Annotated in this window: 23 protein-coding genes; 11 read left to right on the top strand and 12 right to left on the bottom strand. The window is 71.5% G+C overall.

Annotated features, from left to right (window positions below):
- Positions 1-31: 31 nt before the first annotated feature.
- The 4 genes from ACFYWX_RS06495 to ACFYWX_RS06480 all read right to left on the bottom strand — a co-directional run bounded on the left by ACFYWX_RS06495 (position 32) and on the right by ACFYWX_RS06480 (position 4,097).
- Positions 32-625 carry a hypothetical protein gene (locus ACFYWX_RS06495; protein ID WP_389422843.1) on the bottom strand — a complete coding sequence of 198 codons (594 nt, stop codon included), beginning with the start codon at positions 623-625 and terminating at the stop codon, positions 32-34.
- Positions 626-891: 266 nt separating this feature from the next.
- Positions 892-2,532 (bottom strand): phospho-sugar mutase, encoded by a 1,641-nt coding sequence (locus ACFYWX_RS06490; protein WP_389422842.1) that lies wholly within the window; start codon positions 2,530-2,532, stop codon positions 892-894.
- Positions 2,533-2,670: 138 nt separating this feature from the next.
- On the bottom strand, positions 2,671-3,495 hold the full coding sequence (locus ACFYWX_RS06485) for a purine-nucleoside phosphorylase (protein WP_389422841.1): 825 nt from the start codon (positions 3,493-3,495) through the stop codon (positions 2,671-2,673).
- A 164-nt stretch (positions 3,496-3,659) separates the two neighbouring features.
- Entirely contained in the window at positions 3,660-4,097 is a 438-nt protein-coding gene (locus ACFYWX_RS06480) for a gamma-glutamylcyclotransferase (RefSeq protein WP_389422840.1), read from the bottom strand.
- A gap of 96 nt (positions 4,098-4,193) precedes the next feature.
- On the opposite strand from ACFYWX_RS06480, the gene ACFYWX_RS06475 reads away from it, so the two are divergent.
- Together ACFYWX_RS06475 and ACFYWX_RS06470 are read left to right on the top strand one after the other, a co-directional pair.
- Positions 4,194-5,642 (top strand): NAD(P)H-quinone dehydrogenase, encoded by a 1,449-nt coding sequence (locus ACFYWX_RS06475; RefSeq protein WP_389422839.1) that lies wholly within the window; start codon positions 4,194-4,196, stop codon positions 5,640-5,642.
- A 167-nt stretch (positions 5,643-5,809) separates the two neighbouring features.
- The gene (locus tag ACFYWX_RS06470; RefSeq protein ID WP_389422838.1) at positions 5,810-6,760 is read left to right on the top strand and encodes a DeoR/GlpR family DNA-binding transcription regulator; all 951 of its coding nucleotides are present in this window, start codon (positions 5,810-5,812) and stop codon (positions 6,758-6,760) included.
- A 444-nt stretch (positions 6,761-7,204) separates the two neighbouring features.
- Here the strand turns inward: ACFYWX_RS06470 and ACFYWX_RS06465 are convergent, their stop codons facing one another.
- Positions 7,205-8,977, bottom strand: a complete 1,773-nt coding sequence (locus ACFYWX_RS06465; RefSeq protein ID WP_389422837.1) for an acetyl/propionyl/methylcrotonyl-CoA carboxylase subunit alpha — start codon at positions 8,975-8,977, stop codon at positions 7,205-7,207.
- A gap of 400 nt (positions 8,978-9,377) precedes the next feature.
- On the opposite strand from ACFYWX_RS06465, the gene ACFYWX_RS06460 reads away from it, so the two are divergent.
- Positions 9,378-9,857 (top strand): hypothetical protein, encoded by a 480-nt coding sequence (locus ACFYWX_RS06460; RefSeq protein WP_389423062.1) that lies wholly within the window; start codon positions 9,378-9,380, stop codon positions 9,855-9,857.
- On the opposite strand, the gene ACFYWX_RS06455 is transcribed toward ACFYWX_RS06460, so the two are convergent.
- The 4 genes from ACFYWX_RS06455 to ACFYWX_RS06440 form a co-directional block, all read right to left on the bottom strand.
- Positions 9,858-10,478 (bottom strand): Maf family protein, encoded by a 621-nt coding sequence (locus ACFYWX_RS06455; RefSeq protein ID WP_389422836.1) that lies wholly within the window; start codon positions 10,476-10,478, stop codon positions 9,858-9,860.
- A gap of 32 nt (positions 10,479-10,510) precedes the next feature.
- Positions 10,511-10,648, bottom strand: a complete 138-nt coding sequence (mmpB, locus tag ACFYWX_RS06450; protein ID WP_389422835.1) for a morphogenic membrane protein MmpB — start codon at positions 10,646-10,648, stop codon at positions 10,511-10,513.
- A 130-nt stretch (positions 10,649-10,778) separates the two neighbouring features.
- Positions 10,779-10,988: an acyl-CoA carboxylase epsilon subunit gene (locus ACFYWX_RS06445; RefSeq protein WP_389422834.1), complete on the bottom strand. Its 210-nt coding sequence runs from the start codon at positions 10,986-10,988 to the stop codon at positions 10,779-10,781.
- Between the two features lie 9 nt (positions 10,989-10,997).
- Positions 10,998-12,611, bottom strand: a complete 1,614-nt coding sequence (locus ACFYWX_RS06440; protein WP_389422833.1) for an acyl-CoA carboxylase subunit beta — start codon at positions 12,609-12,611, stop codon at positions 10,998-11,000.
- 110 nt (positions 12,612-12,721) lie between these two features.
- Between ACFYWX_RS06440 and ACFYWX_RS06435 the strand changes: the two genes are divergently transcribed.
- Both ACFYWX_RS06435 and ACFYWX_RS06430 read left to right on the top strand, forming a co-directional pair.
- Complete coding sequence (locus tag ACFYWX_RS06435; RefSeq protein WP_389422832.1) at positions 12,722-13,582, top strand: biotin--[acetyl-CoA-carboxylase] ligase; 861 nt, start codon at positions 12,722-12,724, stop codon at positions 13,580-13,582.
- Between the two features lie 222 nt (positions 13,583-13,804).
- Complete coding sequence (locus ACFYWX_RS06430; protein ID WP_389422831.1) at positions 13,805-14,935, top strand: adenylate/guanylate cyclase domain-containing protein; 1,131 nt, start codon at positions 13,805-13,807, stop codon at positions 14,933-14,935.
- 41 nt (positions 14,936-14,976) lie between these two features.
- On the opposite strand, the gene ACFYWX_RS06425 is transcribed toward ACFYWX_RS06430, so the two are convergent.
- Entirely contained in the window at positions 14,977-15,666 is a 690-nt protein-coding gene (locus tag ACFYWX_RS06425; protein ID WP_389422830.1) for a hypothetical protein, read from the bottom strand.
- Positions 15,667-15,965: 299 nt separating this feature from the next.
- Here ACFYWX_RS06425 and ACFYWX_RS06420 point away from each other — a divergent pair, with 299 nt between their 5' ends.
- From ACFYWX_RS06420 to hutH, 3 genes are all read left to right on the top strand, one after another.
- Entirely contained in the window at positions 15,966-16,766 is an 801-nt protein-coding gene (locus ACFYWX_RS06420; RefSeq protein WP_389422829.1) for an enoyl-CoA hydratase/isomerase family protein, read from the top strand.
- A 305-nt stretch (positions 16,767-17,071) separates the two neighbouring features.
- A complete protein-coding gene (locus tag ACFYWX_RS06415; protein ID WP_389422828.1) occupies positions 17,072-18,214 on the top strand; it encodes a diguanylate cyclase domain-containing protein in 1,143 nt (380 codons plus the stop codon).
- A gap of 91 nt (positions 18,215-18,305) precedes the next feature.
- Positions 18,306-19,844, top strand: coding sequence for a histidine ammonia-lyase (gene hutH / locus ACFYWX_RS06410; protein WP_389423061.1), 1,539 nt, complete (start codon positions 18,306-18,308; stop codon positions 19,842-19,844).
- A 66-nt stretch (positions 19,845-19,910) separates the two neighbouring features.
- On the opposite strand, the gene ACFYWX_RS06405 is transcribed toward hutH, so the two are convergent.
- Positions 19,911-20,696: a hypothetical protein gene (locus tag ACFYWX_RS06405; RefSeq protein ID WP_389422827.1), complete on the bottom strand. Its 786-nt coding sequence runs from the start codon at positions 20,694-20,696 to the stop codon at positions 19,911-19,913.
- Between the two features lie 42 nt (positions 20,697-20,738).
- Positions 20,739-21,077, bottom strand: a complete 339-nt coding sequence (locus ACFYWX_RS06400) for an LAETG motif-containing sortase-dependent surface protein (protein ID WP_389422826.1) — start codon at positions 21,075-21,077, stop codon at positions 20,739-20,741.
- Positions 21,078-21,186: 109 nt separating this feature from the next.
- Here ACFYWX_RS06400 and ACFYWX_RS06395 point away from each other — a divergent pair, with 109 nt between their 5' ends.
- The 3 genes from ACFYWX_RS06395 (at position 21,187) to ACFYWX_RS06385 (ending at position 24,653) form a co-directional block, all read left to right on the top strand.
- Positions 21,187-21,552: a hypothetical protein gene (locus ACFYWX_RS06395; protein WP_389422825.1), complete on the top strand. Its 366-nt coding sequence runs from the start codon at positions 21,187-21,189 to the stop codon at positions 21,550-21,552.
- Positions 21,553-21,788: 236 nt separating this feature from the next.
- Positions 21,789-23,039, top strand: a complete 1,251-nt coding sequence (locus ACFYWX_RS06390; RefSeq protein WP_389422824.1) for an Ig-like domain-containing protein — start codon at positions 21,789-21,791, stop codon at positions 23,037-23,039.
- Between the two features lie 144 nt (positions 23,040-23,183).
- Positions 23,184-24,653, top strand: a complete 1,470-nt coding sequence (locus ACFYWX_RS06385; protein ID WP_389422823.1) for an ABC transporter permease — start codon at positions 23,184-23,186, stop codon at positions 24,651-24,653.
- Positions 24,654-24,661 lie beyond the last annotated feature (8 nt).

Below are 24,661 nucleotides of genomic sequence, written 5' to 3'. Positions count from 1 at the left end.
CGCCCCAGAAGCGATGCGCACAAGCTGGGGCTCAGGCCGCCGCGAGTACGGTCCGGGGCGCGCGGCGGCGCTTGGAGTACGCGACGGTCAGTACGGCCAGCAGTGGCCCCCACAGGAGCAGCGGCGCGTAGCAGACGCAGAACCAGGCGGTCTCCCAGCCTCCGACCTCGCTGGGGGAGCCGGCGGGCAGGTCGTCGCCCCGGATCGTGGTGCCCATGAGCTGGGTGACGAGCGTCAGGAGGGTGCCGAGGGTGAGGATCGTGGCGCCGATGGCTGCCGGGACGACCGCTGCCGTCGTCGGGACCCGGCGGCCCCGCAGGAACGGTGTCCAGCGCGGGAACACCTCGCCCCACCGTGCGATCAGCCCGACCGCGGTGAACGCGAGGGCCTCGGAGACGACCGACAGCAGGATCACGTACGCCTTCTCACCGGGCCCGGCCCCGGCGTCGAACACGGCGGGGAGCCGCCAGATGCTGGACGGCAGGACGGCCAGCGGGACGGCGTACGCCACTGATCGCATCCGCCGGGACACTCCGGCGGCCGGCTCGTGGGCGGCCCGCCATGCGGCGCGGAACCGCCCGGCGTCGGCGGCTGTGGGTTCCTTGACGTGCGGGAGCGTCTGCATGCGCGGTCCTGGGACTCGGCGGGCCGGTGGTCGGCCGGTTCGGCTACGAGAGTCCCAGTCACGGGGATCACCGCGGATCCCTCCGTGGGCCGAACCTGGTTCCACCGCCGAGCGGACGGAGCATGCGCCCAGAGGATGGCACCGGAGTATCGGGTCTACGCCTCAGGGAGCACGGAGACTCGCGACACCCTCCGTACCCTCCACGCTCAAGGCCCAGGTCACAGACCTGGGCCTTGTCGTCATACCTGGAGAGCCGGGCGGTTCGCTCAGATGCCGGCCGCCGCCGACAGGTCCCGCTTGATGGTCGCCAGCAGGTCGGCCGCCGTGGCGCGGGCCGACGGGAGGGCGGCGTGCGCGTCGACCGGGACGACGACCTCCAGGTAGCACTTCAGCTTGGGCTCCGTGCCGCTGGGGCGGACGATGACGCGGGCGCCGTCGAGGGTGTAGCGCAGGCCGTCGGTCGGGGGCAGCTCGGCGGTGCCCTGGGTGAGGTCCTCGGCCGAGACGATCGGCAGGCCCGCGAGCTCGGTGGGCGGCTGCTCGCGCAGCCGGGTCATGGCGTCGGCGATGACCGACAGGTCCTGGACGCGCACCGAGAGCTGGTCGGTGGCGTGCAGGCCGTGCTCCACGGCCAGGTCGTCGAGGAGGTCGAGCAGGGTGCGGCCCTGCTCCTTCAGCTCCGCGGCGAGCTCCGTGATCAGGAGCGCGGCGGTGATGCCGTCCTTGTCGCGTACGCCGTCCGGGTCGACGCAGTAGCCGAGGGCCTCCTCGTAGCCGTAGCGCAGCCCCTCGACGCGGGCGATCCACTTGAAGCCGGTGAGGGTCTCCTCGTACGGCAGCCCGGCCTTCTCGGCGATCCGGCCCAGGAGGGAGGAGGAGACGATGGACTCGGCGAAGGTGCCCTGGGCGCCGCGGGCGACCAGATGGGCGGCGAGGAGCGCGCCGACCTCGTCGCCGCGCAGCATGCGCCAGTCCCCTTCCGGGTCGTCCTTGACGGCCACGGCACAGCGGTCGGCGTCCGGGTCGTTGGCGATGACCAGGTCCGGGTCCGTCTCCCGGGCCTTCGCGAAGGCGAGGTCCATCGCGCCGGGCTCTTCCGGGTTGGGGAAGGAGACGGTCGGGAAGTCCGGGTCGGGCTCGGCCTGCTCGGCGACGAGGACCGGCTCCGGGAAGCCCGCGCGGGCGAACGCGGCGAGGAGGACGTCCTTGCCGACGCCGTGCATCGCCGTGTAGACGGTGCGGGCGGTACGGGGGGAGCCGGCGGCCAGTACGGCGTCCGTGCGGGCCAGGTAGGCGTCGAGGACGGAGTCGTCGAGGATCTCCCAGCCCGAGTCGGGCCGGGGGACGTCGTTCAGGCTGCCGATCGCGTCGATCTCGGCGGCGATCTCCGCGTCGGCGGGCGGGACGATCTGGGAGCCGTCGCCGAGGTAGACCTTGTAGCCGTTGTCGCGGGGCGGGTTGTGGCTGGCGGTGACCTCGACGCCCGCGACCGCGCCCAGGTGCCTTATGGCGTAGGCGAGGACCGGGGTCGGCAGGGGCCGCGGGAGGACGGCGGCGCGCAGGCCCGCGCCGGTCATCACGGCGGCGGTGTCGCGGGCGAAGTCGGCGGACTTGTGGCGGGCGTCGTAGCCGACGACGACGAGACCGTCGGTGCGGCCCTGCCCCTTGAGGTACGCGGCGAGACCGGCGGCGGCGCGGATCACGACCGAGCGGTTCATGCGCATCGGGCCGGCGCCGAGTTCGCCGCGCAGACCCGCCGTACCGAACTGGAGGGTGCCGCTGAAGCGGGCGGCGAGTTCGGTGTGGGCGCCGGCGTCGATGAGCTCGGCGAGTTCCGCGCGGGTCTCGGCGTCGGGGTCCTCGGCGAGCCATGCCTTGGCGCGGGCGGTCAGGTCGTCGTCGTGCACGTCGGGGTCAGCCTCTCGTCGTCTTGTGGTCCGGGCCCTGGGAGCTGCGCCCCCAGACCCTCCTTCGGCCTGGACGGCCTCGTCCTCAAGCGCCGGACGGGCTGAGATTGCCTGACCGGCGTCTCGAAGTGGCCGGCCCTACAGTCGGTCCAGAACCTGCGCCAGCAGCGAGCCCATCCGGGTCGCCGAGTCGCGGCCCGCCTGGAGGACCTCCTCGTGGTTGAGGGGCTCGCCGGTCATGCCGGCGGCGAGGTTGGTCACGAGGGAGATACCCAGCACCTCGGCGCCCGCCTCACGCGCCGCGATGGCCTCCAGCACCGTGGACATGCCGACGAGGTCCGCCCCGATGCTGCGGGCCATGCGGATCTCGGCCGGGGTCTCGTAGTGCGGGCCGGGGAACTGGGCGTAGACGCCCTCCTCCAGGGTCGCGTCGACCTCCTTGCACAGGGCGCGCAGCCGGGGCGAGTACAGGTCGGTCAGGTCCACGAAGTTCGCGCCGACGATCGGGGACGTGGCCGTGAGGTTGATGTGGTCGCTGATCAGGACCGGCTGGCCGGGGCGCATGCCCTCGCGCAGACCGCCGCAGCCGTTGGTCAGGACGATCGTCTTGCAGCCGGCCGACACCGCGGTCCGCACCCCGTGCGCGACGGCGGCGACCCCGCGCCCCTCGTAGTAGTGGGTGCGGCCCAGGAAGACCAGGGCCCGCTTGTTTCCCATCCGGTACGAGCGGATCTTGCCGCCGTGCCCCTCCACCGCCGGCGGGGGGAAGCCGGGCAGCTCGGTGACCTGGAGTTCGGCGTCGGGCGCGCCCAGGGCGTCCACGGCCGGCGCCCAGCCGGAGCCCATCACGAGGGCGACGTCGTGGGTCTCGGCGCCGGTCAGTTCGCGCAGGCGCGCGGCGGCGTCGGCGGCGGCGGCGTGGGGGTCGCCCTGGATGTCGTCCGGAAGAAGAGATGCGTTCACGCGACGAGCCTAGCCGGTTCGGGCCTACGCGCGTAGATGACAGAGCGAACGCGATGGCGATCGTTGTCTTGTCGTTTCCAACCAGCGGCTTCGTCAGTTGCCTCGTCAGTTGCTTCGGCAGCGTCGTCGTCAGCCGGCTCGTGAGTGGCTCGGTGGGTGGCCGCTCAGCAGGGGCGCTTGCGCAGCTCCATGACGTAGTCGTGCGGCGCCCCCGCCGACTCCGCCGCGTCGGCGACCTCCCCGAGGTAACGGGCCGAGGGGAGTCCGCCCTCGTAGCCGTTCAGGACGTACAGCCAGGCCGCCTCCTGGCCGTCGAGCGTGTGCACCCGCACCCGCATCCGCCGGTAGATGTCGAGGCCCACGCCCTCCCAGCGGTCCAGCGACTCCTCGTCCATCTCGGCGATGTCGTACAGCGCGACGAAGACCTGCGCGGCCGGCGCCTCGACGATCGTGGCCAGCGCGCCCTCCCAGCCCAGCTGCTCGCCGCCGAAGGTCAGCCGCCAGCCGTTCAGCCAGCCGGTGGCGCGCAGCGGCGAGTGCGGGGCACGGCGCGTCATCAGTCGGGCGTCGAGGTTGCCGGCGTAAGCGGCGTAGAGCGACATGCGTCGAGAGTACGGCAGCGACCCGCTCGCCTCTCCCGTAACAGTGGTGTCTCGGGCCGCCCCCCACGCGGTGCCGCCCCGGGGCGGTGCGGGACAATGGGGTACGTGACTCGGATCGTGATCATCGGTGGCGGACCCGGCGGATACGAAGCGGCGCTGGTCGCCGCTCAGCTCGGCGCGGAGGTGACCGTCGTCGACAGCGACGGTCTGGGCGGGGCGTCGGTGCTCACCGACTGCGTGCCGTCGAAGACCTTGATCGCCACGGCCGAGGTGATGACCACCTTCGACTCCTCCTACGAGGAGCTGGGCATCATCGTCGCCGACGACACCCCGCCGATGGAGCAGGCCGCGCGGGTCGTCGGCGTCGACCTAGACAAGGTCAACCGGCGTGTGAAGCGGCTCGCGCTCGCGCAGTCCCACGACATCACCGCCTCCGTCACCCGCGCGGGCGCCCGGGTCCTGCGCGGCCGCGGCCGGCTGGAGGGCATGCAGGCCCTCGACGGCTCGCGGAAGGTCGTGGTGCGGGCGGCGGACGGCACCGAGGAGACCCTCACCGCCGACGCCGTGCTCATCGCCACCGGGGGTCACCCGCGCGAGCTGCCCGACGCCCAGCCCGACGGCGAGCGCATCCTCAACTGGACCCAGGTCTACGACCTCACCGAGCTGCCCGAGGAGCTCATCGTGGTCGGCTCGGGTGTCACCGGTGCCGAGTTCGCCGGCGCGTACCAGGCGCTGGGCTCCAAGGTCACCCTCGTCTCCTCCCGCGACCGCGTGCTGCCCGGCGAGGACCCGGACGCCGCGGCCGTCCTCGAGGACGTCTTCCGCCGCCGTGGCATGAACGTCATGGCCCGCTCCCGCGCCCAGTCCGCCAAGCGTGTCGGCGACCGCGTCGAGGTCACCCTCGCCGACGGACGGGTCATCACCGGCTCGCACTGCCTCATGGCCGTCGGTGCCATCCCCAACAGCGCCGCGCTCGGCCTGGAGGAGGCCGGGGTCCGGGTGCGCGAGTCCGGACACATCTGGACCGACAAGGTGTCCAGGACGACGGCTCCGGGCGTGTACGCGGCCGGTGACGTGACCGGTGTGTTCGCCCTCGCGTCCGTCGCCGCCATGCAGGGACGCATCGCCATGTACCACTTCCTCGGCGACGCGGTGGCCCCGCTGAACCTGAAGACGGTCTCCTCCAACGTCTTCACCGACCCCGAGATCGCCACCGTCGGCTACTCGCAGGCCGACGTCGACGGCGGCAAGATCGACGCGCGGGCCGTCAAGCTGCCGCTGCTGCGCAACCCGCGCGCGAAGATGCAGGGCATCCGGGACGGCTTCGTGAAGATCTTCTGCCGTCCGGGCACCGGGATCGTCGTCGGCGGTGTGGTCGTGGCGCCGCGCGCCTCGGAACTGATCCACCCCATCTCGATCGCCGTCGACAACAATCTGACGGTCGAACAGATCGCGAACGCGTTCACCGTGTACCCGTCCCTTTCGGGGTCGATCGCGGAGGTGGCACGGCAGTTGCACACGCGCAAGGCGGGCGACGCGGTCTGACGGCCGAATCCGACTCCCCGCTGGTCACGGGGAGTTGTCGACCATGCGGGCGGCATAGGCGACGGGAGTGGGCTCCTATATCACCTCCCGCCCCTGTGTGCGAACAACTTCTGCTATTCGGCGCAAACTGCTGAAAGCAGACGGTCGCTGGGGTTACTGTCAGTTTCGTGTTCGCTGCTGAACGTCGCCAATTGATCCTCGAAATGGTGCGAGCGAACGGGGCCGTGTCGCTCCGTGAGCTCGCCCGTGTCGTCCAGACCTCCGAAGTGACCGTACGGCGGGACGTGCGGGCACTGGAGGCAGAAGGACTCCTCGACCGCCGCCACGGCGGTGCGGTACTGCCGGGCGGATTCACGCGGGAGTCCGGCTTTCCGCAAAAATCTCATCTCGCGACCGCCGAGAAGACGGCCATCGCCGACCTCGCCGCCAACTTCGTCGAAGAGGGCGAGGCCATCGTGGTCGGGGCGGGAACCACCACCCAGGAGCTGGCCCGCAGACTCGCCCGTGTCCCCGGACTGACCGTCGTCACCAACTCCCTGTTGGTGGCACAGGCGTTGGCCCATGCCAACCGGGTCGAGGTCGTCATGACCGGAGGCACCCTGCGCGGCTCCAACTACGCCCTGGTGGGCTCCGGTGCCGAGCAGTCCCTCCAGGGACTTCGGGTCTCCCGGGCCTTCCTCTCCGGGAGCGGACTGACCGCCGAACGCGGCCTGTCCACGTCCAACATGCTGTCGGCTTCCGTCGACCGTGCGCTCGTCCAGGCCGCCGCGGAGGTCGTCGTGCTGGCGGACCACACCAAGCTGGGCACGGACACCATGTTCCAGACGGTCCCCACCGACCTGATCACCCGCCTGATCACCGACGAGCCCCCCGTCCACGACGACCGGGCGGCCACCGAACTCCAGGCTCTCGCGGACCAGGGCGTGCAGATCGCCGTCGCCGGCGCGTCGGGAGGCCCGGGAAACGCGGCCGCTGACCCCGCTCCGCCCCGCTCCCGACGAGACCTCCCCCTCCCTGCCCCCCGCCGAGGCCAGGCCCCCGGCCCGGGCCTGCGCGCCACCACCCTCGGCGACCAGCCCACCGACCGCCACCGAGTAGCCGACCTCCGCCGCCGCTGAGCCCTCCGGGGGAGAGCGGCAGGCACGGTGCGGTGTCCTACGACAAGTGGGTCGGCCGGCAGGGCTGTGCCCATGGGGCGGGGCGCCGGGGGGTAGGCCCGTGGCTGGCTGGCTGGCTGAGGCTGCGGGTGTCGGTGTTGGCCTGTGGCCGGGCAGGGCCTGCGGTCGGCTGTGAAGGCTCGTGGCTGCCTGCGTGGGCGCCCGGGCCTCGTGATCGCCTGCGCCCGCTCGTGCGGCCCTCAGGCCGCGTACGCCGGCTTGGGGCCGGGGCGCCGGTCTGGCAGGTCGGCAACGCCGGTGCGCGCGGGAAACCCCGTGCTGGTCGTCGCCCTTCCTCGGCGTGAGCCTCCCCGTCGGCGGCCATGGCGCCGGACGGGGAGAAAGACGAAGCGCCCGGCGGGCCTGCAGCAGCAGGCCCGCCGGGCGCTTCGGGTGTCGTGCGGGTCAGTCCTTGATCTCGCAGATCGACGCGCCGGAGGTGATCGACGCGCCGACGTCCGCCGTCAGGCCCTTGATGGTGCCGGACTTGTGGGCGTTGAGAGGCTGTTCCATCTTCATGGCCTCGAGGACGACGACGAGGTCGCCTTCCTTGACCTCCTGGCCCTCCTCGACGGCGACCTTGACGATGGTGCCCTGCATCGGGGAGGCGAGGGTGTCGCCGGAGGCGACGGGACCGGACTTCTTGGCCGCGCGGCGTTTGGGCTTGGCGCCCGCCGCGAGACCGGTGCGGGCCAGCGTCATGCCGAGGGATGCCGGGAGGGAGACCTCCAGACGCTTGCCGCCCACCTCGACGACGACCGTCTCACGGCCCGACTCCTCGTCCGCCTCGGTGTCGGCCGGCGCGGCGAAGGCCTTGATCTCGTTGACGAACTCGGTCTCGATCCAGCGGGTGTGGACCGTGAACGGGTCGGTGGAGCCGGTGAGCTCGGGGGCGAACGCCGGGTCCTTCACCACCGCGCGGTGGAACGGGATCGCCGTGGCCATGCCCTCGACCTGGAACTCCTCCAGGGCCCGGGCCGCGCGCTGCAGGGCCTGAGCACGCGTGGCGCCCGTGACGATCAGCTTGGCGAGGAGCGAGTCCCACGCCGGGCCGATCACGCTGCCCGACTCCACGCCCGCGTCCAGGCGGACGCCCGGGCCGGACGGCGCAGCGAACGTGGTGACCGTGCCGGGAGCCGGGAGGAAGTTGCGGCCCGGGTCCTCGCCGTTGATGCGGAACTCGAAGGAGTGGCCGCGCAGCTCCGGGTCGCCGTAGCCGAGCTCCTCGCCGTCGGCGATGCGGAACATCTCGCGCACCAGGTCGATACCGGCGACCTCCTCGGTGACCGGGTGCTCCACCTGGAGGCGGGTGTTGACCTCCAGGAAGGAGATCGTCCCGTCGAGGCCGACGAGGAACTCCACCGTGCCGGCGCCGACGTAGCCGGCCTCCTTCAGGATGGCCTTCGAGGAGGAGTACAGCTGGGCGACCTGCTCGTCGGAGAGGAAGGGCGCGGGCGCCTCCTCGACCAGCTTCTGGTGGCGGCGCTGGAGGGAGCAGTCACGCGTGGAGACCACGACCACGTTGCCGTGGCTGTCGGCGAGGCACTGCGTCTCGACGTGCCGCGGCTTGTCCAGGTAGCGCTCCACGAAGCACTCGCCCCGGCCGAAGGCGGCGACCGCCTCACGGACGGCCGACTCGTACAGCTCGGGGACCTCTTCCAGCGTCCGGGCGACCTTCAGACCGCGGCCGCCACCACCGAAGGCCGCCTTGATCGCGATCGGCAGACCGTGCTCCTCGGCGAAGGCCACGACCTCCTCCGCGCCCGACACCGGGTCGGGGGTGCCCGCGACGAGCGGGGCGCCCGCGCGCTGGGCGATGTGACGGGCCGCCACCTTGTCGCCGAGGTCGCGGATGGCCTGCGGCGGCGGGCCGATCCAGATCAGGCCCGCGTCCAGGACCGCCTGGGCGAAGTCGGCGTTCTCCGAAAGGAAGCCGTAGCCCGGATGGATGGCATCCGCCCCCGACTCCCGGGCGGCGTTCAACACCTTCTCGATGTCGAGGTAGCTGGTGCCCGGGGTGTCACCGCCCAGGGCGAACGCCTCATCCGCAGCGCGGACATGCAGAGCGTCCCGGTCCGGGTCGGCGTAGACGGCCACGCTCGCGATGCCGGCATCCCGGCAGGCCCGGGCCACGCGGACAGCGATTTCGCCACGGTTGGCGATGAGCACCTTGCGCACGATGAGGCTCCCTCCTTGAAACAAGCCGAGTTTAGGGACTGCCGACACGGCACTTCGACCCGTCCCCAGTGGTGAGCTTGCCCACACGGAGCGTGATACGTGGCCCGCTCGACCCGCGAAATCCCATGTCGCACCTCGGTGCGCAGGACTCCTCCCGGAAACCCTAGCCCCCTCATGTGGTCAAGGTCTCTGTGAAGGCGTGCTGCGGGCCACTCGGTTTCTTTGTGGAGTCCCTACGAATGGCCCAATGATTCTTTGCCCGCCGCAGAACCCTTGTCCCTCGGTTTACCGGTTAGTAGCGTTCGCGATGCCTCGAACGTACGTGAGGTAACGGCAGGCTTGCTCGGACGACGCTAGAACAACTCTCGAACAGCTCTACGGCTCGGAAGTGGGTGGACCGGTGGTACGCAGGCCGGTGGCGTGGGTGGTTGCGGTCGTGCTCTTCGGCGAGGCGTTCGGTGTCGCCGCGGTGAACTGGTTCCTCGGGGTGGTCGTCGACCGGCAGGACATGTCGCTGGCCGGCCTCGACCCGGACGTGATGTCCACGTCCTCGAAGATCGGCGGGATCGTCTTCGGGCTCTACTTCGCCTTCTGCGGCCTGGTGGCCCTCCTGGTCGCCCTGCGCGACCGCGCCCCGGCCGGCTTCGGCCGCATCCTCCTGATCAGCGCGGCCGTGGTGCACGGCCTCCTCGGCGCGTTCGCGTGGGGCCTGCTGGGCTGGGTCCAGTTCCTGTTCATGGTGGTCGTACTGGCGCTCATCGTGCTGCTGCTGATGACGTACGACCGTCAGCCCGGGCCCGCCGTCGAGGGGCCCCAGGGCGCCCCGAGCGGCGACGGCGGCTCCCCGCTCACGCCCCCGCCGGCGCCCAGCGCGTCCTGATCACTGTGCCCGGGGCGTCCACAGGTCGGTGATGCCCACGCCCAGTTCCGCCAGCAGCCGCCGCAGCAGGGGCAGGCTGATGCCGATCACGTTGCCGTGGTCGCCGTCGATGCCGTCGATGAACGGGGCCGAGCGGCCGTCGAGGGTGAAGGCCCCGGCGACGTAGAGGGGTTCGCCCGAGGCGACGTAGGCGGCGATCTCCTCGTCCGTCGGCTCGCCGAAGTGGACGACGGTGGAGGCCGTGGCGGAGGTGTGGCGTCCGCTCGCCGTGTCCCAGACGCAGTGGCCCGTCTGGAGTGTCCCGGCGCGTCCCCGCATGGACTTCCAGCGGGCCGTCGCCTCCTCGGCGTCGGCCGGCTTGCCGAGGGCCTCGCCGTCCAGGTCGAGCACCGAGTCGCAGCCGATCACCAGGGCACCCTTGACCTCGGGCTTCGCGGCCACGACGGAGGCCTTCGCCTCGGCGAGGGCGAGGGCCAGTTCGGCGGGGGTGGGGGCGGTGACGGCGTCCTCGTCGACGCCGCTCACGATCACCTCGGGGTCCAGTCCGGCCTGGCGCAGCAGACCGAGCCGGGCGGGTGACTGGGAGGCGAGGACGAGTCGGCGGCGCGGCTGATCAGTCATGCGGTCAGCGTATCCGTGTCGCCCGCTCGGGCTCACCTCGCGCCGCTCACTCCGATGACGATCATCGCGAGCACCATCGCCAGCGCTATGAGAAGCCCCAGCCGCCGCAACATCTCCTGCGTGTCACGCAGTTCCTTGGGCGGCTCGTTCTCGGGGTCGGACCACAGCATGCCACCAGCGTGGGGCTTGAACGGGGCGGGGCGCCTGAGTAGCCGTACTCAAATTGGCGCCCCGTGTCGTTCTTCCGTGCGCTCACGCGGCGGAGCCGCATACTCATGCAGCCCCGCGCCCCCGGATGTCCTAGCCCGGCCAGTACGTGCGGGCCCATGATGCTTGCCCGGGGTGGGGCAGGCGGTGGGCCGCGATCCTCTGCGGGTCGGACCACGCGGCCCTCGGGGCCTCCGCGCCGGGCGGTGTTGCTGCCGCCGCCGCGGCGCGGGCGCGGACCACCGCCAGGGCGGCGGCCAGCTCCTCAGGGGTCGGATTGCCCCGTATGACCTTGATCGTCACAGCGTCTCCTTACAGGGGGATGTTGCCGTGCTTCTTCGGAGGCAGGGATTCCCGCTTCGTACGCAGCTGACGCAGCCCGCGTACGACGTGGTGGCGGGTGTCGGACGGCATGATCACCGCGTCGACGTAGCCGCGCTCGGCCGCGACGTACGGGTTGAGCAGGGTGTCCTCGTACTCCCGGATGAGCCGCGCCCGGACCGCCTCGACGTCCTCGCCGCTCGCCTCGGCCTCGGCGATGGTCCGGCGGTGCAGGATGTTGACGGCGCCCTGGGCGCCCATCACCGCGATCTGGGCGGTGGGCCAGGCCAGGTTGAGGTCGGCGCCGAGGTGCTTGGAGCCCATGACGTCGTAGGCGCCGCCGAAGGCCTTCCGCGTGATCACGGTGATCAGCGGAACCGTCGCCTCCGCGTAGGCGTAGATCAGCTTGGCCCCGCGGCGGATGATGCCGTCGTGTTCCTGGTCGACGCCGGGCAGGAAGCCGGGGACGTCGACGAAGGTGATGACGGGGACGTTGAAGGCGTCGCAGGTCCGCACGAACCGCGCGGCCTTCTCGCTCGCCGTGATGTCGAGGCACCCCGCGAACTGCATGGGCTGGTTGGCGACGATGCCCACCGGCTGGCCCTCGACCCGGCCGAATCCGGTGAGGATGTTCGGCGCGAACAGCGGCTGCGTCTCGAAGAACTCGGCGTCGTCCAGGATGTGCTCGATCACCGTGTGCATGTCGTACGGCTGGTTCGCGCTGTCCGGGACCAGCGTGTCCAGCTCGCGGTCCTCGTCGGTGAGGGAGAGGTCCGCCTCCTCCGGGAAGGCCGGGGCCTCGGAGAGGTTGTTGGACGGCAGGTACGACAGCAGCTGCTTGACGTACTCGATGGCGTCCTTCTCGTCCCCGGCCATGTGGTGGGCCACGCCGGAGGCGGAGTTGTGGGTCCGTGCCCCGCCGAGCTCCTCGAAGCCTACGTCCTCGCCGGTGACCGTCTTGATGACGTCCGGACCGGTGATGAACATGTGCGAGGTCTGGTCGACCATGATCGTGAAGTCGGTGATGGCGGGGGAGTAGACCGCGCCGCCCGCGCACGGGCCGACGACCAGGCTGATCTGCGGGATCACACCGGAGGCGTGGGTGTTGCGGCGGAAGATCTCGCCGTACGCGCCGAGGGAGGCGACGCCCTCCTGGATGCGTGCGCCGCCGGAGTCGTTGATGCCGACGACCGGGCAGCCGGTCTTCAGGGCGAAGTCCATCACCTTGACGATCTTCTGGCCGTAGACCTCGCCGAGGGCTCCGCCGAAGACGGTGAAGTCCTGCGAGAAGACCGCCACCGGGCGGCCGTCGACGGTCCCGTACCCGGTCACGACCCCGTCGCCGTACGGGCGGTTCTTGTCGAGCCCGAAGTTGGTGGAGCGGTGCCGGGCGAACTCGTCGAGCTCCACGAAGGAGCCCTCGTCGAGGAGCAGCTCGATGCGCTCACGGGCCGTCAGCTTGCCCTTGGAGTGCTGCTTCTCCACGGCGCGTGCGGAGCCGGCGTGCGTCGCTTCCTCGATGCGGCGCTGGAGATCCGCGAGCTTGCCCGCGGTCGTGTGGATGTCGATCCCTTGGATCTCGTGACGCTCTTCCGGCTCGGACATCGGGATGCGGCTCCCTGCCTGCTCAAAAGGGGGGACGGTTACTCATCCGTAGAGTAGTGGGGGCCTCATCAATCGGCAGTGCGGCGTTGGCCACACCTAGGGTGGCTTGCATGACGCCGCAAGATGCTTCAGACGACAACCGCTGGTCCGACCTGGACCGTCCGCCCCTCAACGCCTCGGCTCTGCGGCGGGGGCTCGTGCGGGAGGGGGGCCTGTGGACGGACGTTCAGCTCGTCCGGCGCACCGGCTCCACCAACGCCGACCTGGTGGCCCTGGCGGACCAGGGCAAGGCCGCGGAGGGCGCGGTGCTCGTCGCCGAGGAACAGACGGCGGGACGCGGGCGCCTGGACCGCCAGTGGACCGCTCCGGCGCGTTCGGGCCTGTTCTTCTCCGTGCTGCTGCGGCCCACCGAGGTGCCCGTGACCCACTGGGGGTGGCTGCCGCTGCTCACCGGAGTCGCCGTCGCCACGGGGCTGTCGCGGGCGGCGGGCGTCGACACGTCACTCAAATGGCCCAATGACCTGCTCGTGAGTGTCGGAGGCGAGGAACGGAAGGCCGGCGGGATCCTCGCGGAGCGGGCCGGGGACGACGGGGTCGTCATCGGCGTCGGCATCAACGTCTCCCTGCGCGCGGAGGAGCTACCGGTGCCGCAGGCGGGGTCGCTGGCGCTGGCCGGGGCCATCAGCACGGACCGGGATCCCCTGCTGCGGGCGGTGCTGCGGTCGCTGGAGGACTGGTACGGGCGGTGGCGGGCGGCCGGGGGCGATCCGGCGGTGAGTCGCCTTCAGGACACGTATGTGGCGGGGTGCTCGACGCTGGGGAGGGTCGTGCGGGCGGAGCTGCCCGGGGACCGGGCCCTGGTGGGGGAGGCGGTGGCGGTGGACAGCGACGGCAGGCTCGTCATCGCCACGGAGGCGGGTGTGCAGGAGCCGGTGGGGGCGGGGGACATCGTGCACCTTCGGCCTGCGTGAGTTCGTGGGTGCGGGGCACGCTGGGGCTGGGCGGGGATGGGTCGCGCGGCCCGGCGCCGCTGCGCCCACCCGTGCCGCCCCAGGCGGCACGCATGCCCGCAGCTGGGGCAGCCAGGGCAGCTGGGCGGCTCGGCCGGACCTGACGGAGTGAGCTGGCGCACACCTGCCGTAGAGTTGAGGCCGGTCGATACCTGACCGCGGCAGATCGGAAGGGCAGCAGGCGTGACCGTCGACGACACGGGCTCCGGCATGGGTCAGAACCCAGCGCCCGACGGCACCGAGAGCACCGAGAACGACGAGGACCCCCTCGCGCTCCGCCTCGAACAGCTCATCCTGGGTGCGGAGCGGCGCTACACCCCTTTCCAGGCGGCCCGCAGCGCCGGCGTCTCCGTGGAACTGGCCACCCGCTTCTGGCGTGCCATGGGCTTCGCCGACATCGGTCAGGCCAGGGCCCTCACGGAGGCCGACGTACTCGCTCTGCGCCGCCTCTCCGGTCTCGTCGAGGCGGGACTGCTCAGTGAGGCCATGGCGGTGCAGGTCGCGCGGTCGACGGGGCAGACCACCGCCCGGTTGGCGGAGTGGCAGATCGATTCCTTCCTGGAGGGGCTGACCGAGCCGCCCGAGCCCGGCATGACCCGTACCGAGGTCACGTACCCCATCGTCGAGCTGCTGCTGCCGGAGCTGGAGGAGTTCCTCGTCTACGTCTGGCGCCGTCAGCTCGCCGCCTCGGCCGGCCGGGTCGTGCAGGCCGCGGACGACGAGGAGATGGTCGACCGGCGCCTCGCTGTCGGCTTCGCCGACCTCGTCGGGTTCACGCGGCTGACCCGTCGTATGGAGGAGGAGGAGCTCGGCGAACTCGTCGAGGCCTTCGAGACGACGGCCGCCGACCTGGTCGCCGCACACGGCGGACGGCTCATCAAGACCCTCGGCGACGAGGTGCTGTACGCCGCGGACGACTCCGGCATCGCCGCCGAGATCGGGCTGCGGCTCATCGAGACGATGGCCAACGACGAGACGATGCCGGAGCTCCGCGTCGGCATGGCGTTCGGCACGGTGACCACCCGGATGGGCGATGTCTTCGGAACGACGGTGAACCTCGCCTCCCGGTTGACGTCGATAGCTCCGCGCGACGCCGTCCTCGTCGACAGCGCCTTCGCCGAGGAGCTGATCCGCACCCGGGAGGCGCCGGCCTCGGAGACCGCGGCCGCGGAGGAGGCGGCCGCCGCCGAGAAGGAGGGCGAGGAGCCGCCGACGTACCGCTTCGCGCTCCAGCCGACGTGGCAGCGGCCGGTGCGTGGACTCGGCGTGGTCGAGCCCTGGCTGCTGCGGCGCAGGCCCGGCGGGAACTCGTAGCCCGAGCGCCCGCGCGTGCGGTGCCCAGGGCGCTCGCGCGTTCAGTGGACCGTGGCCTTCAGCGGGTTCAGGCACAGGCCGATGACCGGGACGCAGACGTCGCCGACGTCCGACCGCTCCGGCTCGCTCGGCGGTGGGGCCGCGGGTGGGGTGGTGGGTGGGGTGGTGGTCCGGGACGGCGCGGGCGCGGGGTGTGCCGGGGGTGCGGGCTGGGGGGTCGCCGTGTGCGTCGGGGCCGCCGGTCGAGGGGTCACGGCAGGCTTGGGGGCGGTCGGCGCGCCGGGGGTGTGGGCCGGTCCGGGTGGCGGTGTGGTGCTTGCGTACGGGGTGGGGGTCCGGCCCGCGGCCGGGGGCGGCGCGGCGTCGGTCCGGCCCATGGCGGCGGCCGCTGAAGGGCTCGTCCTGGGGGCGGCCGGGACGGTGGCGGCCGCGTTGGCCGACCGGTCGCTGTCGGTTTCCGCCGCCGTGTCGGTGTCCGGGTCCGGGCGGGGCTCGGCCTCAGCCGTGCCGAGGCCGGCGACGCCCGAGTCCGGTGTCACGCGTACGAGGCCCAGTACGCCGGCGGCCAGGGCGAGGCCGCCGACGGCGAGCAGGACCTTGCGGGGGCGGGGGCGACGGTGACGACCTCGGACGCGGGGGATCCACATCCCCCAGTTCTCCTGAACCTCTCCGCCTTCCGGGCCGTCCAGGCTCTCCAGCCTCGCCCTGCGGTGCTCCTTGGTGTGCGTCATCGTGATTCCTCTGATCCCTCCCCGAGGCGCTCGCGCCCCCCTGCGCCGTGCGGAGCGCACGTTATGCGCTCCCGTGGGGGGTGGGGTGGGAGATGGGCGGGATGTCACTCGAACGGGTTGACGGGTTGTGGGGCGGTGGTTGTTGGGCGGTGGTTGTTGGGCGGTGGTTGTTGGGCGGTGCGGCGGAACCGGTCGTGGGGCGCCGCGGGTGTCGGCGGTGCCGCTCTTTCCCCGGCGGGGTCGGGCTGCGATGATCGGGCGAGTCGAAACTGTTAACCGTCGTTAACCGGGAGGGTGTCATGAGTGAGGAGCGGTTCGGGGAGTTCGTCCTGGTGCGGCGGCACGGGGACGGACATGTGGCGGAGCTCGCCCTCGACCGGCCCAAGGCCATGAACGCCGTCTCCAGCGAGATGGCCCGGTCCGTCGCCGCGGCGTGCGCGGCGCTGGGGGAGGACCGGGACGTACGGGTCGTCGTGCTGACGTCGACGCACGAGCGGGCGTTCTGTGTCGGGGCGGATCTGAAGGAGCGCAACTCGTTCAGCGACGCCGAGCTGGTGCGGCAGCGGCCGGTGGCGCGGGGGGCGTACACCGGGGTGCTGGAGATTCCCGTGCCGACGGTCGCGGCGGTGCACGGGTTCGCGCTGGGCGGGGGGTTCGAGCTGGCGCTGGCGTGCGACGTGATCGTGGCCGACCGTACGGCCGTGGTGGGGCTGCCCGAGGTGTCCGTGGGCGTCATCCCCGGCGGGGGCGGTACGCAGCTGTTGCCTCGGCGGGTCGGGGCGGCGCGGGCGGCGGAGCTGATCTTCACGGCGCGGCGGGTGGAGGCGGGCGAGGCACGGGAGTCGGGGCTGGTGGACGTGCTGGTGGAGGAGGGGCGGGACCGGGAGGAGGCGCTGGCCATGGCGTCCCGGATCGCGGGGAACTCGCCGGTGGGGTTGCGGGCGGCGAAGCGGGCGTTGCGGCTCGGGCAGGGGTTGGATCTGCGGGCCGGGTTGGAGGTCGAGGATGCGGCGTGGCGGGCGGTGGCGTTCTCGGGGGACCGGGCGGAGGGGGTGGCGGCGTTCAACGAGAAGCGGAAGCCTGTGTGGCCGGGGGAGTAGGTGGGCTGTGCTTGTCAGTGGGCGGGGTCGGTGTGGGTCTGGGCTTGACCGTGGGCGGGGTCGGTGTGGGTCTGGGCTTGACCGTGGGCGGGGTCGGTGTGGGCCTGTACTTGACCGTGGGCGGGGTCGGTGTGGTCCGGGGGTGGGTTGCGCGGCCCGGCGCTTGCGGGGTGCCGCTGCGCCCACCCGTGCCGCCCCAGCGGCACGATTGCCCGCAGCTTCCGCAGCTTCCGCAGCTTCCGCTCTCCGCCCCGTGCGGCCGCACCCGTGTCCCCATTTGGTGGGAATATCCCTAGCCTGGAGTGATGGGTGAGGACAGACGGCTCGCGGCCGTGGTGGCGCTGGCGCAGGGGATGGCTGCTGCGCACAGTCCGCGGGAGTCGTGGCGGGCGGCGGCGCTGGGAGCGTGCAGGGCGCTTGCCGGGAGCTTTGCCGCGCTGTCGGTGTGGGAGCGGGAGCTGGGGCGGCTGCGGGTCCTGGTGAACGTGGGGGACCGGGCCTCGGGTGAGGAGGAGTTCCCCGAGGGGGAGGCCTACCCCGTGCACCAGTTCCCGGAGATCACCGAGTTCCTGCATGAGCGCTGGGCCGGCGGCGGTGAGCCCAACGCCTGGGTCGAGACCGCCGGCGGCCCCGCCGCGGGCCGGCCCGGCTACTGCCACCAGCGGGTCGCCGCCCTGCGCCGCCGGGGCCGGGGCTCCTGCGTCGTCGCCCCGATCGTCCTGCACGGCCGCGCCTGGGGCGAGCTGTACGTCGCCCGCTCCAGCGGCACGCCCGTCTTCGACCGGGCCGACGCCGACTTCGCCACCGTCCTGGCCTCCGTCGTCGCCGCCGGGATCGCGCAGACCGAGCGCCTGGAGGAGGCCCGCCGCCTCGCCTTCACCGACGCGCTGACCGGTCTCGCCAACCGCCGCGCCGTCGACGTACGCCTGGACGAGGCGATCGAACGGCACCGCGCACAGGATGTCGTCGTCAGCCTCGTCGTCTGTGACCTCAACGGGCTCAAGCGTGTCAACGACACGCAGGGGCACGCCGTCGGCGACCGGCTCCTGGAGCGGTTCGGGTCGGTGCTGTCCCTGTGCGGGGCGATGCTGCCGGGCGCGCTGGCCGCCCGCCTCGGCGGTGACGAGTTCTGTCTGCTCGCGGTCGGCCCGCCCGCCGACGACGTGGTGAAGGTGGCCGGGGAACTCTGCCTGCGTGCCGACGAGTTGGAGCTCGGGGACGGGGTGGCCTGTGGAGTCGCCTCCACGGAGGATCCCATCGGGCCGGTGCGCGACGCCCGCCGCCTGTTCCGGCTCGCCGACGCGGCGCAGTACCGGGCCAAGGCCGTACGGGCGGCCAGACCGGTCGTCGCCGGCCGGGAGGGGCCCGACGACCCCGTCGTACGCCTCGCCGACCAGCCCCCGCCGGAGCCGGGTGCCGAGCGGCGACGCTTCCGCGGGCGCCGCTGAGCCCGTACGTCGTATGCCGTGCGGTAAGGGGCGAACCGGCCACCCACTGGTGACATCTTCGAATTCACTGCGTACGCTCCTGAATATGGATATGCACACTGTGGTGGTGGGGACGTCCGGCGTGACCGCGTCCGACGTGCTCGCCGTGGCGCGCGGCGGCGCCCGGGTCGAGCTCTCCGGGGAGGCGGTGGCGGCCCTCGCCGCGGCCCGCGCGATCGTGGACCAGCTCGCGGCCAAGCCGGAACCCGTCTACGGCGTGAGCACCGGCTTCGGCGCCCTGGCGACCCGGCACATCAGCCAGGAGCTGCGCGCTCAGCTGCAGCGCAACATCGTCCGCTCGCATGCCGCCGGCATGGGCCCCCGGGTGGAGCGTGAGGTCGTCCGGGCGCTGATGTTCCTGCGGCTGAAGACCGTCTGCTCCGGGCACACCGGCGTCCGCCCCGAGGTCGCGCAGACCATGGCCGACCTGCTCAACGCGGGCATCACCCCGGTCGTCCACGAGTACGGCTCCCTCGGCTGCTCCGGCGACCTGGCTCCGCTGTCCCACTGCGCCCTCGCGCTCATGGGGGAGGGGGACGCCGAGGGCCCGGACGGCGTCGTACGGCCCGCCGGCGAGCTCCTCGCCGAGCACGGCATCGCCCCCGTGGAACTGCGCGAGAAGGAGGGCCTCGCCCTCCTCAACGGCACCGACGGCATGCTCGGCATGCTGGTCATGGCCCTCGCCGACCTGGAGGCGTTGTACAAGTCCGCCGACGTCACCGCGGCCCTCAGCCTGGAGGCCCTCCTCGGCACGGACAAGGTCCTCGCACCCGAACTGCACGCCATCCGCCCGCACCCGGGACAGGGCGCGTCCGCTGCCAACATGCTGGCCGTGCTGAAGGGGTCGGAGCTCACCGGTCACCACCAGGACGACGCCCCGCGCGTCCAGGACGCCTACTCGGTGCGGTGCGCCCCGCAGGTCGCCGGCGCCGGACGCGACACGCTCGCGCATGCCCGCCTGGTCGCCGAGCGCGAGCTGGCGTCGGCCGTCGACAATCCCGTCGTACTCCCCGACGGGCGCGTGGAGTCCAACGGCAACTTCCACGGCGCCCCGGTGGCCTACGTCCTCGACTTCCTCGCCATCGCCGCCGCCGACCTCGCCTCCATCGCCGAGCGCCGCACCGACCGGCTGCTCGACAAGAACCGCAGCCACGGTCTGCCGCCGTTCCTCGCGGACGACGCCGGCGTCGACTCCGGGCTGATGATCGCGCAGTACACGCAGGCCGCGCTGGTGAGCGAGATGAAGCGGCTGGCCGTACCGGCGTCCGCGGACTCGATCCCCTCCTCGGCGATGCAGGAGGACCACGTCTCGATGGGCTGGTCCGCGGCCCGCAAGCTGCGCACCGCCGTCGACAATCTCACGCGCGTGCTCGCCATCGAGCTGTACGCCGCCACCCGTGCCGTCGAGCTGCGCGAGGGCCTGACCCCGGCGCCCGCCACCCGGGCGGTCATCGACGGCGTACGCGCGGCGGGGGTCCAGGGGGCCGGCCCCGACCGGTTCCTCGCGCCCGACCTCGCGGCGGCGGACGTCTTCGTGCGCGACGGACGCCTCGTCGCGACGGTGGAGACGGTCACCGGGCCGCTCCAGTAGCGCCCACCCGGAGGACAGACAGGCCGGGGCCCTGCCGTCGAGCGTGACGGCAGGGCCCCGGAAACGTCACTTGAGCTTGGCCGCCTGGCCCTCGATCACGGCCGTCGGGATCTCGGCCGCCTTGCCGGTCTCCAGATTGGCGAAGTTGACCGTGTAGTACGTGGCGACGGTGTTGCTGACGCGCACCACCTCGGTGTTGAAGGTGGCCGTGCCCTGGCCGTCCATGTCGGAGCCCACGGAGAAGGCCACCGACTCGTCACCGGTGCCGGAGGCCTTGCCCTCGGCGACCTTGGTGATCTTCTGCTTCTCGCCCTGGGCCGCGATGCCGAACCCGCCGGAGCAGGCCTTGACGCCGTCGGAGACGGCCTTGAGGGCCTTCTCGGCGCCGTCACCGTCGTACGAGGAGAGACCCACGAAGGTCATGTCGACCTTGAAGGCGCTCTCGATGTCGGCCTCGCTGACGTCCTTGGGGGCCTTGGAGGAGGTGCCCGCGGCGTCCTGCGTGACGGTGTTGCTCGCGTTCGCCTCCGTCTCGCCGGGGGCGAGACCGGACATGGCGTAGGCCAGCGGCGCGCACTCGGCCTTGTCGGCCTTCACGTCGCTCTTCGACTTCGGCAGGGTGTCATCGGCCGAGGCGACCTTGTAGCCCTTGACGTCGCCCTGGGCGAGGAGCAGCTTCTCCAACTCGGCGGCCGTGCGCGCCTTCGCGGCCGGGGCCGACGACGAGGAGGAGGAACCCGTGGATTCCTTGGAGTCGTCCGACCCCTCGTCGGAACAGGCGGTGAGGAGGGTGAGCGACAGTGCGCCCAGTGCAGCCGTGGCGCACAGCCGCGCCCCCGATGATCTCTTCATGGGCGGACTATGAGGTCCAGGTCAAGGAAGCGTCAAGCCATTTCAAAAACCGAGGCGTTCCCGGCGTACCGAATAGACGACGAACCCGGCGCCCAGCGCGAGGGAGATCGTGCCGCCGGCGATGTACGGAGTGGTGTCGAAGCTTCCCGTGTCGGCGAGCCGGGTGCCGTTCGCGGTGTCGGCCGTCGTGACCGCCGTGTCCGTCGCGGTGACCTCGGAGGCCGCCCTCGCCTGCCGGGTGACCTGCGTCGTCGTAGTCGCGGGGGCCTCCGTTCTGGCGGTGGCCCCCTGCGTCGCGTTGGCGGACGGGACGAACCACAGGGCCCCGAGGAGGGTCCCCGCGGCGGTGGCGGTCAGCAACGAACGGCGAGCAGGTGACACGGAATATCGATCCCCTTGTGGCGCTGGCGAATTGGCCGTGTGGGGCGATGTTAGTGAAAGGTGCGGGTCACAGGAAAGTCACGGAACCGACGGGCCTTACGCTCACGCCATGAGCACACCAGAGACATCACGATTTGTCCGCCTTCGCGTGGAGCTCGTCCTCGAAATCGACGACGAGAACGCGCTGACCAAGGCCGCGCTGCGACGCCTCGCCGACGACCAGGAGATGCCGGCGGCGGAGCGGGCACACGCCGAGAGCGCTGTGACGGAAGACACCGCGGAGGCCATCGCGTATCTCGTCGAACCGTTCGACCTGGTCAGCGAGGTGCCCGGGGTCGAACTGCAGCAGGCGTCCTGGTCGAGTGAGCCGATCGACTACGACCCGGACTCGCGGGAGTGGGACCTCGACGACGATGATGTGGAGGTGGACGACGACGGCGACGAGGGCGTTGGTCGCGCGGGGGGCATCGACTGAGCGTCTCGGGGAATTCGTGACCCCGGACGGCAACCGCCGCCCGGGGTTTCGTCGTCTCAAGGAGCGCACTGACCGACAGCCGCACCACTGGCCCCGGCGGACCGCCCGCATCGGAGGAGTGGCGTGCCCCACACATACGAGGAATGTGGAACGGGACGAACCGGTCGTAGCGTTGAAGATTCTTAACGGGGACTCTCGGGCTTTTTGGGGATTCGGCAACCATGGAGAAGCGAGTGATGACGAACAGTAAGCGGCGCAGGGCCCTGATGGCCGCGTCCGCACTGCTCGGCGGTGTGTTGGTGCTCTCGGCGTGTTCCGACAGCGACGCCGACACCTCGGGCAAGGGGGGGAACGACACCTCGCAGGCCAAGGCCGACGAGGCGGCGGCCCAGAAGGCGTCCGAGGCGGCGATCAAGATCACGCCCAAGGACGGCTCCTCCAACGCCTCCATCAACAACTCCGCAGCCGTCACGGTCAGCAAGGGCAAGCTCACCGAGGTGACCATGACGACCGCCGACGGCGGCGCCGTCCCCGGCCAGCTGTCCGCGGACAAGACCAGTTGGAAGCCCAGCGGCCAGCTGGAGCGTTCCACCACCTACAAGCTGACGGCCAGCGCGAAGGACTCCGACGGCCGCGAGGCCCACGAGAACGCCTCCTTCACCACGGTCTCGCCGGCCAACAGCTTCATAGGCAACTTCACGCCGGAGGACGGCTCGACCGTCGGCGTCGGCATGCCCGTGTCGATCAACTTCAACAAGGAGATCACCAACCGGGCCGCCGTCCAGAAGGGCATCACGGTCAGCACCACCGGCGGCCAGGAGGTCGCCTGCCACTGGTTCAGCGGCCTGCGCATGGACTGCCGTCCGGACGACTACTGGAAGGAGAACTCCACCGTCACGCTGAAGCTCGCGCTCGACGGAGTGGAGGGCGCCAACGGTGTCTACGGCGTGCAGCAGAAGACGGTCACCTTCAAGATCGGCCGCAACCAGGTCACGACTGTCGACGCGAAGACCAAGCAGATGAAGGTCACGCAGGACGGCAAGACCGTCAGGACCATCCCGATCTCCGCCGGTTCGCCCACCAACAAGACCTACGAGGGCATCATGGTGATGTCGGAGAAGTTCAAGGAGACGCGCATGAACGGCGCGACCGTGGGCTTCACCGACGACGACGGCAAGGGCGAGTACGACATCAAGGACGTGCCGCACGCCATCCGCCTGACCAACTCCGGCACCTTCGTGCACGGCAACTACTGGGGCGCGAAGTCCATCTTCGGCGCGGTGAACACCAGCCACGGCTGTGTGGGTCTGCAGGACGCCAAGGGTGCCGACGACCCGAACACGCCGGGCGCGTGGTTCTACAACAACTCGATGGTCGGTGACGTCGTGATCGTCCAGAACACCGGCGACAAGACCGTCGCGCCGGACAACGGCCTGAACGGCTGGAACATGAGCTGGGAGCAGTGGAAGGCCGGTTCCTCCGCCTGACACCGGGTGTGACGCCCTTCCTGTGACTCGCCGATGCCGCCCCTGTGGGCGGCATCGGTGTTTTGGGGGCCGTCCACAGCCTTCTCATCCTTCTCTTATTCCGGCCTTATCCCTTCATCACGGTGTGTCCCTAACTTGCGGCGCATGTTCTTCACCTACCTGAGGCGCGAACTGCGCCGCCGCAGAAAGGCGGCCCTCGTCGTCGCCTCCGGACTCGCGCTGGGCATCGCGCTGGTCATCGTGGTCAACTCCGTGTCCTCCGGCATGGGGAAGGCCCAGGACAAGGTCCTCCAGTCGCTGTACGGGCTGGGCACCGACATGACGGTCACCAAGGCCGCCGAGCCCACCGCCAACGCGTCGGAGCGGCCGCGCTTCCAGTTCGACGCGCAGGACGACGGCGAGGGCGCGGAGCAGAGCACCGACCGAGTGATGGTCCGGGGTTTCCAGACGCTGTCCACCTCGACCGTGAGCAAGGTCGGTCAGCAGAGCGGTGTCTCGGAGGCGGTCGGCGGGCTCAGCCTGCAGGTCGTCAAGGTCAGCGGTGAGTTCACCCGCGGCCAGTTCCAGCAGAACGGCAACGGCGGTACGGGGCAGGGCGGTCCCGGCGGGGGACAGGGAGGCGGCCAGCCGCAGGGTGAAGTGCGGGGCGGCGGCGCGAACTTCGACGTCAACAGCTATTCCGTCTTCGGCGCGGACGTCACCAAGCCGGAACTCGGCCCGCTGACCTCCTCGAAGATCACCAGCGGTCGTACGTTCAAGACGTCCGAGACCAACGCGAAGGTCGCCGTGGTCGACTCGGCGTACGCCAAGGAGAAGAAGCTCAAGGCCGGCAGCACGGTCACCATCAAGAGCGTCAAGTTCACGGTCGTCGGCGTCGCGACGGCCGACAGCGGGGACGCGGCGGCCAACCTCTACATCCCGCTGAAGCAGGCGCAGACGCTGAGCGACTCCAAGGACAAGGTCACCACGATCTACGTCAAGGCGACCGACTCGCAGAAGATCGACGGGGTCAAGTCCGCGATCCAGAAGAACGTGTCGGGTACGACGGTGACGACCTCCGCGGATCTCGCGGACACGGTGTCCGGGTCCCTCTCCACGGCGTCGAGCCTCGCCACCAACGTCGGCAAGTGGCTGTCCATCGCGGTGCTGGTGGCCGCGTTCCTGGTCGCCGGTCTGCTCACCTCGTCGGCGGTGTCGCGGCGCGTGCGGGAGTTCGGGACGCTGAAGGCGCTCGGGTGGAAGTCGGGGCGGGTGACCCGGCAGGTGGTCGGTGAGGCGATGGTGAACGGCTTGCTGGGCGGGGTGCTCGGGATCGCGCTCGGGTTGGCCGGGGCGTACGCGGTGACGGCGATCAGTCCCACGTTGCAGGCGCAGCTCGGCGGTGGCGGTGGCGCTGCGGGCGCGGGAGGTCCCGGCGGGGGCGGGGGCTTCGGTGGGCCTGGCCGGCAGGCGGCGGCAAGGACGCTGGATGTCGCGCTGAGTGCGCCGGTGAGCCTGACGACCGTTGCGCTCGCGGTGGGGCTGGCTGTGGCCGGTGGGCTGATCGCGGGGGCGTTCGGCGGCTGGCGGGCGTCGCGGCTGCGGCCGGCGGACGCGCTGAGGCGTGTCGAGTAGCAGCTCGC

The sequence above is a fragment of the Streptomyces sp. NPDC002888 genome, assembly GCF_042888465.1.
GTDB lineage: Bacteria > Actinomycetota > Actinomycetes > Streptomycetales > Streptomycetaceae > Streptomyces.
Note: the sequence above shows the minus strand (reverse complement) of the source record. Positions and strands in the feature narration are given on the sequence as shown.

Bases quoted from the DNA above. Each gene is read 5' to 3' on its own strand.
- ACFYWX_RS06495 (WP_389422843.1), bottom strand. From the start codon at position 625: ATGCAGACGCTCCCGCACGTCAAGGAACCCACAGCCGCCGACGCCGGG.
- ACFYWX_RS06480 (WP_389422840.1), bottom strand. From the start codon at position 4,097: ATGTCGCTCTACGCCGCTTACGCCGGCAACCTCGACGCCCGACTGATG.
- ACFYWX_RS06475 (WP_389422839.1), top strand. From the start codon at position 4,194: ATGGGGTACGTGACTCGGATCGTGATCATCGGTGGCGGACCCGGCGGA.
- ACFYWX_RS06455 (WP_389422836.1), bottom strand. From the start codon at position 10,478: ATGACTGATCAGCCGCGCCGCCGACTCGTCCTCGCCTCCCAGTCACCC.
- mmpB (WP_389422835.1), bottom strand. From the start codon at position 10,648: ATGCTGTGGTCCGACCCCGAGAACGAGCCGCCCAAGGAACTGCGTGAC.
- ACFYWX_RS06440 (WP_389422833.1), bottom strand. From the start codon at position 12,611: ATGTCCGAGCCGGAAGAGCGTCACGAGATCCAAGGGATCGACATCCAC.
- ACFYWX_RS06435 (WP_389422832.1), top strand. From the start codon at position 12,722: ATGACGCCGCAAGATGCTTCAGACGACAACCGCTGGTCCGACCTGGAC.
- ACFYWX_RS06425 (WP_389422830.1), bottom strand. From the start codon at position 15,666: ATGACGCACACCAAGGAGCACCGCAGGGCGAGGCTGGAGAGCCTGGAC.
- ACFYWX_RS06420 (WP_389422829.1), top strand. From the start codon at position 15,966: ATGAGTGAGGAGCGGTTCGGGGAGTTCGTCCTGGTGCGGCGGCACGGG.
- ACFYWX_RS06415 (WP_389422828.1), top strand. From the start codon at position 17,072: ATGGGTGAGGACAGACGGCTCGCGGCCGTGGTGGCGCTGGCGCAGGGG.
- hutH (WP_389423061.1), top strand. From the start codon at position 18,306: ATGCACACTGTGGTGGTGGGGACGTCCGGCGTGACCGCGTCCGACGTG.
- ACFYWX_RS06405 (WP_389422827.1), bottom strand. From the start codon at position 20,696: ATGAAGAGATCATCGGGGGCGCGGCTGTGCGCCACGGCTGCACTGGGC.
- ACFYWX_RS06395 (WP_389422825.1), top strand. From the start codon at position 21,187: ATGAGCACACCAGAGACATCACGATTTGTCCGCCTTCGCGTGGAGCTC.
- ACFYWX_RS06390 (WP_389422824.1), top strand. From the start codon at position 21,789: ATGACGAACAGTAAGCGGCGCAGGGCCCTGATGGCCGCGTCCGCACTG.
- ACFYWX_RS06385 (WP_389422823.1), top strand. From the start codon at position 23,184: ATGTTCTTCACCTACCTGAGGCGCGAACTGCGCCGCCGCAGAAAGGCG.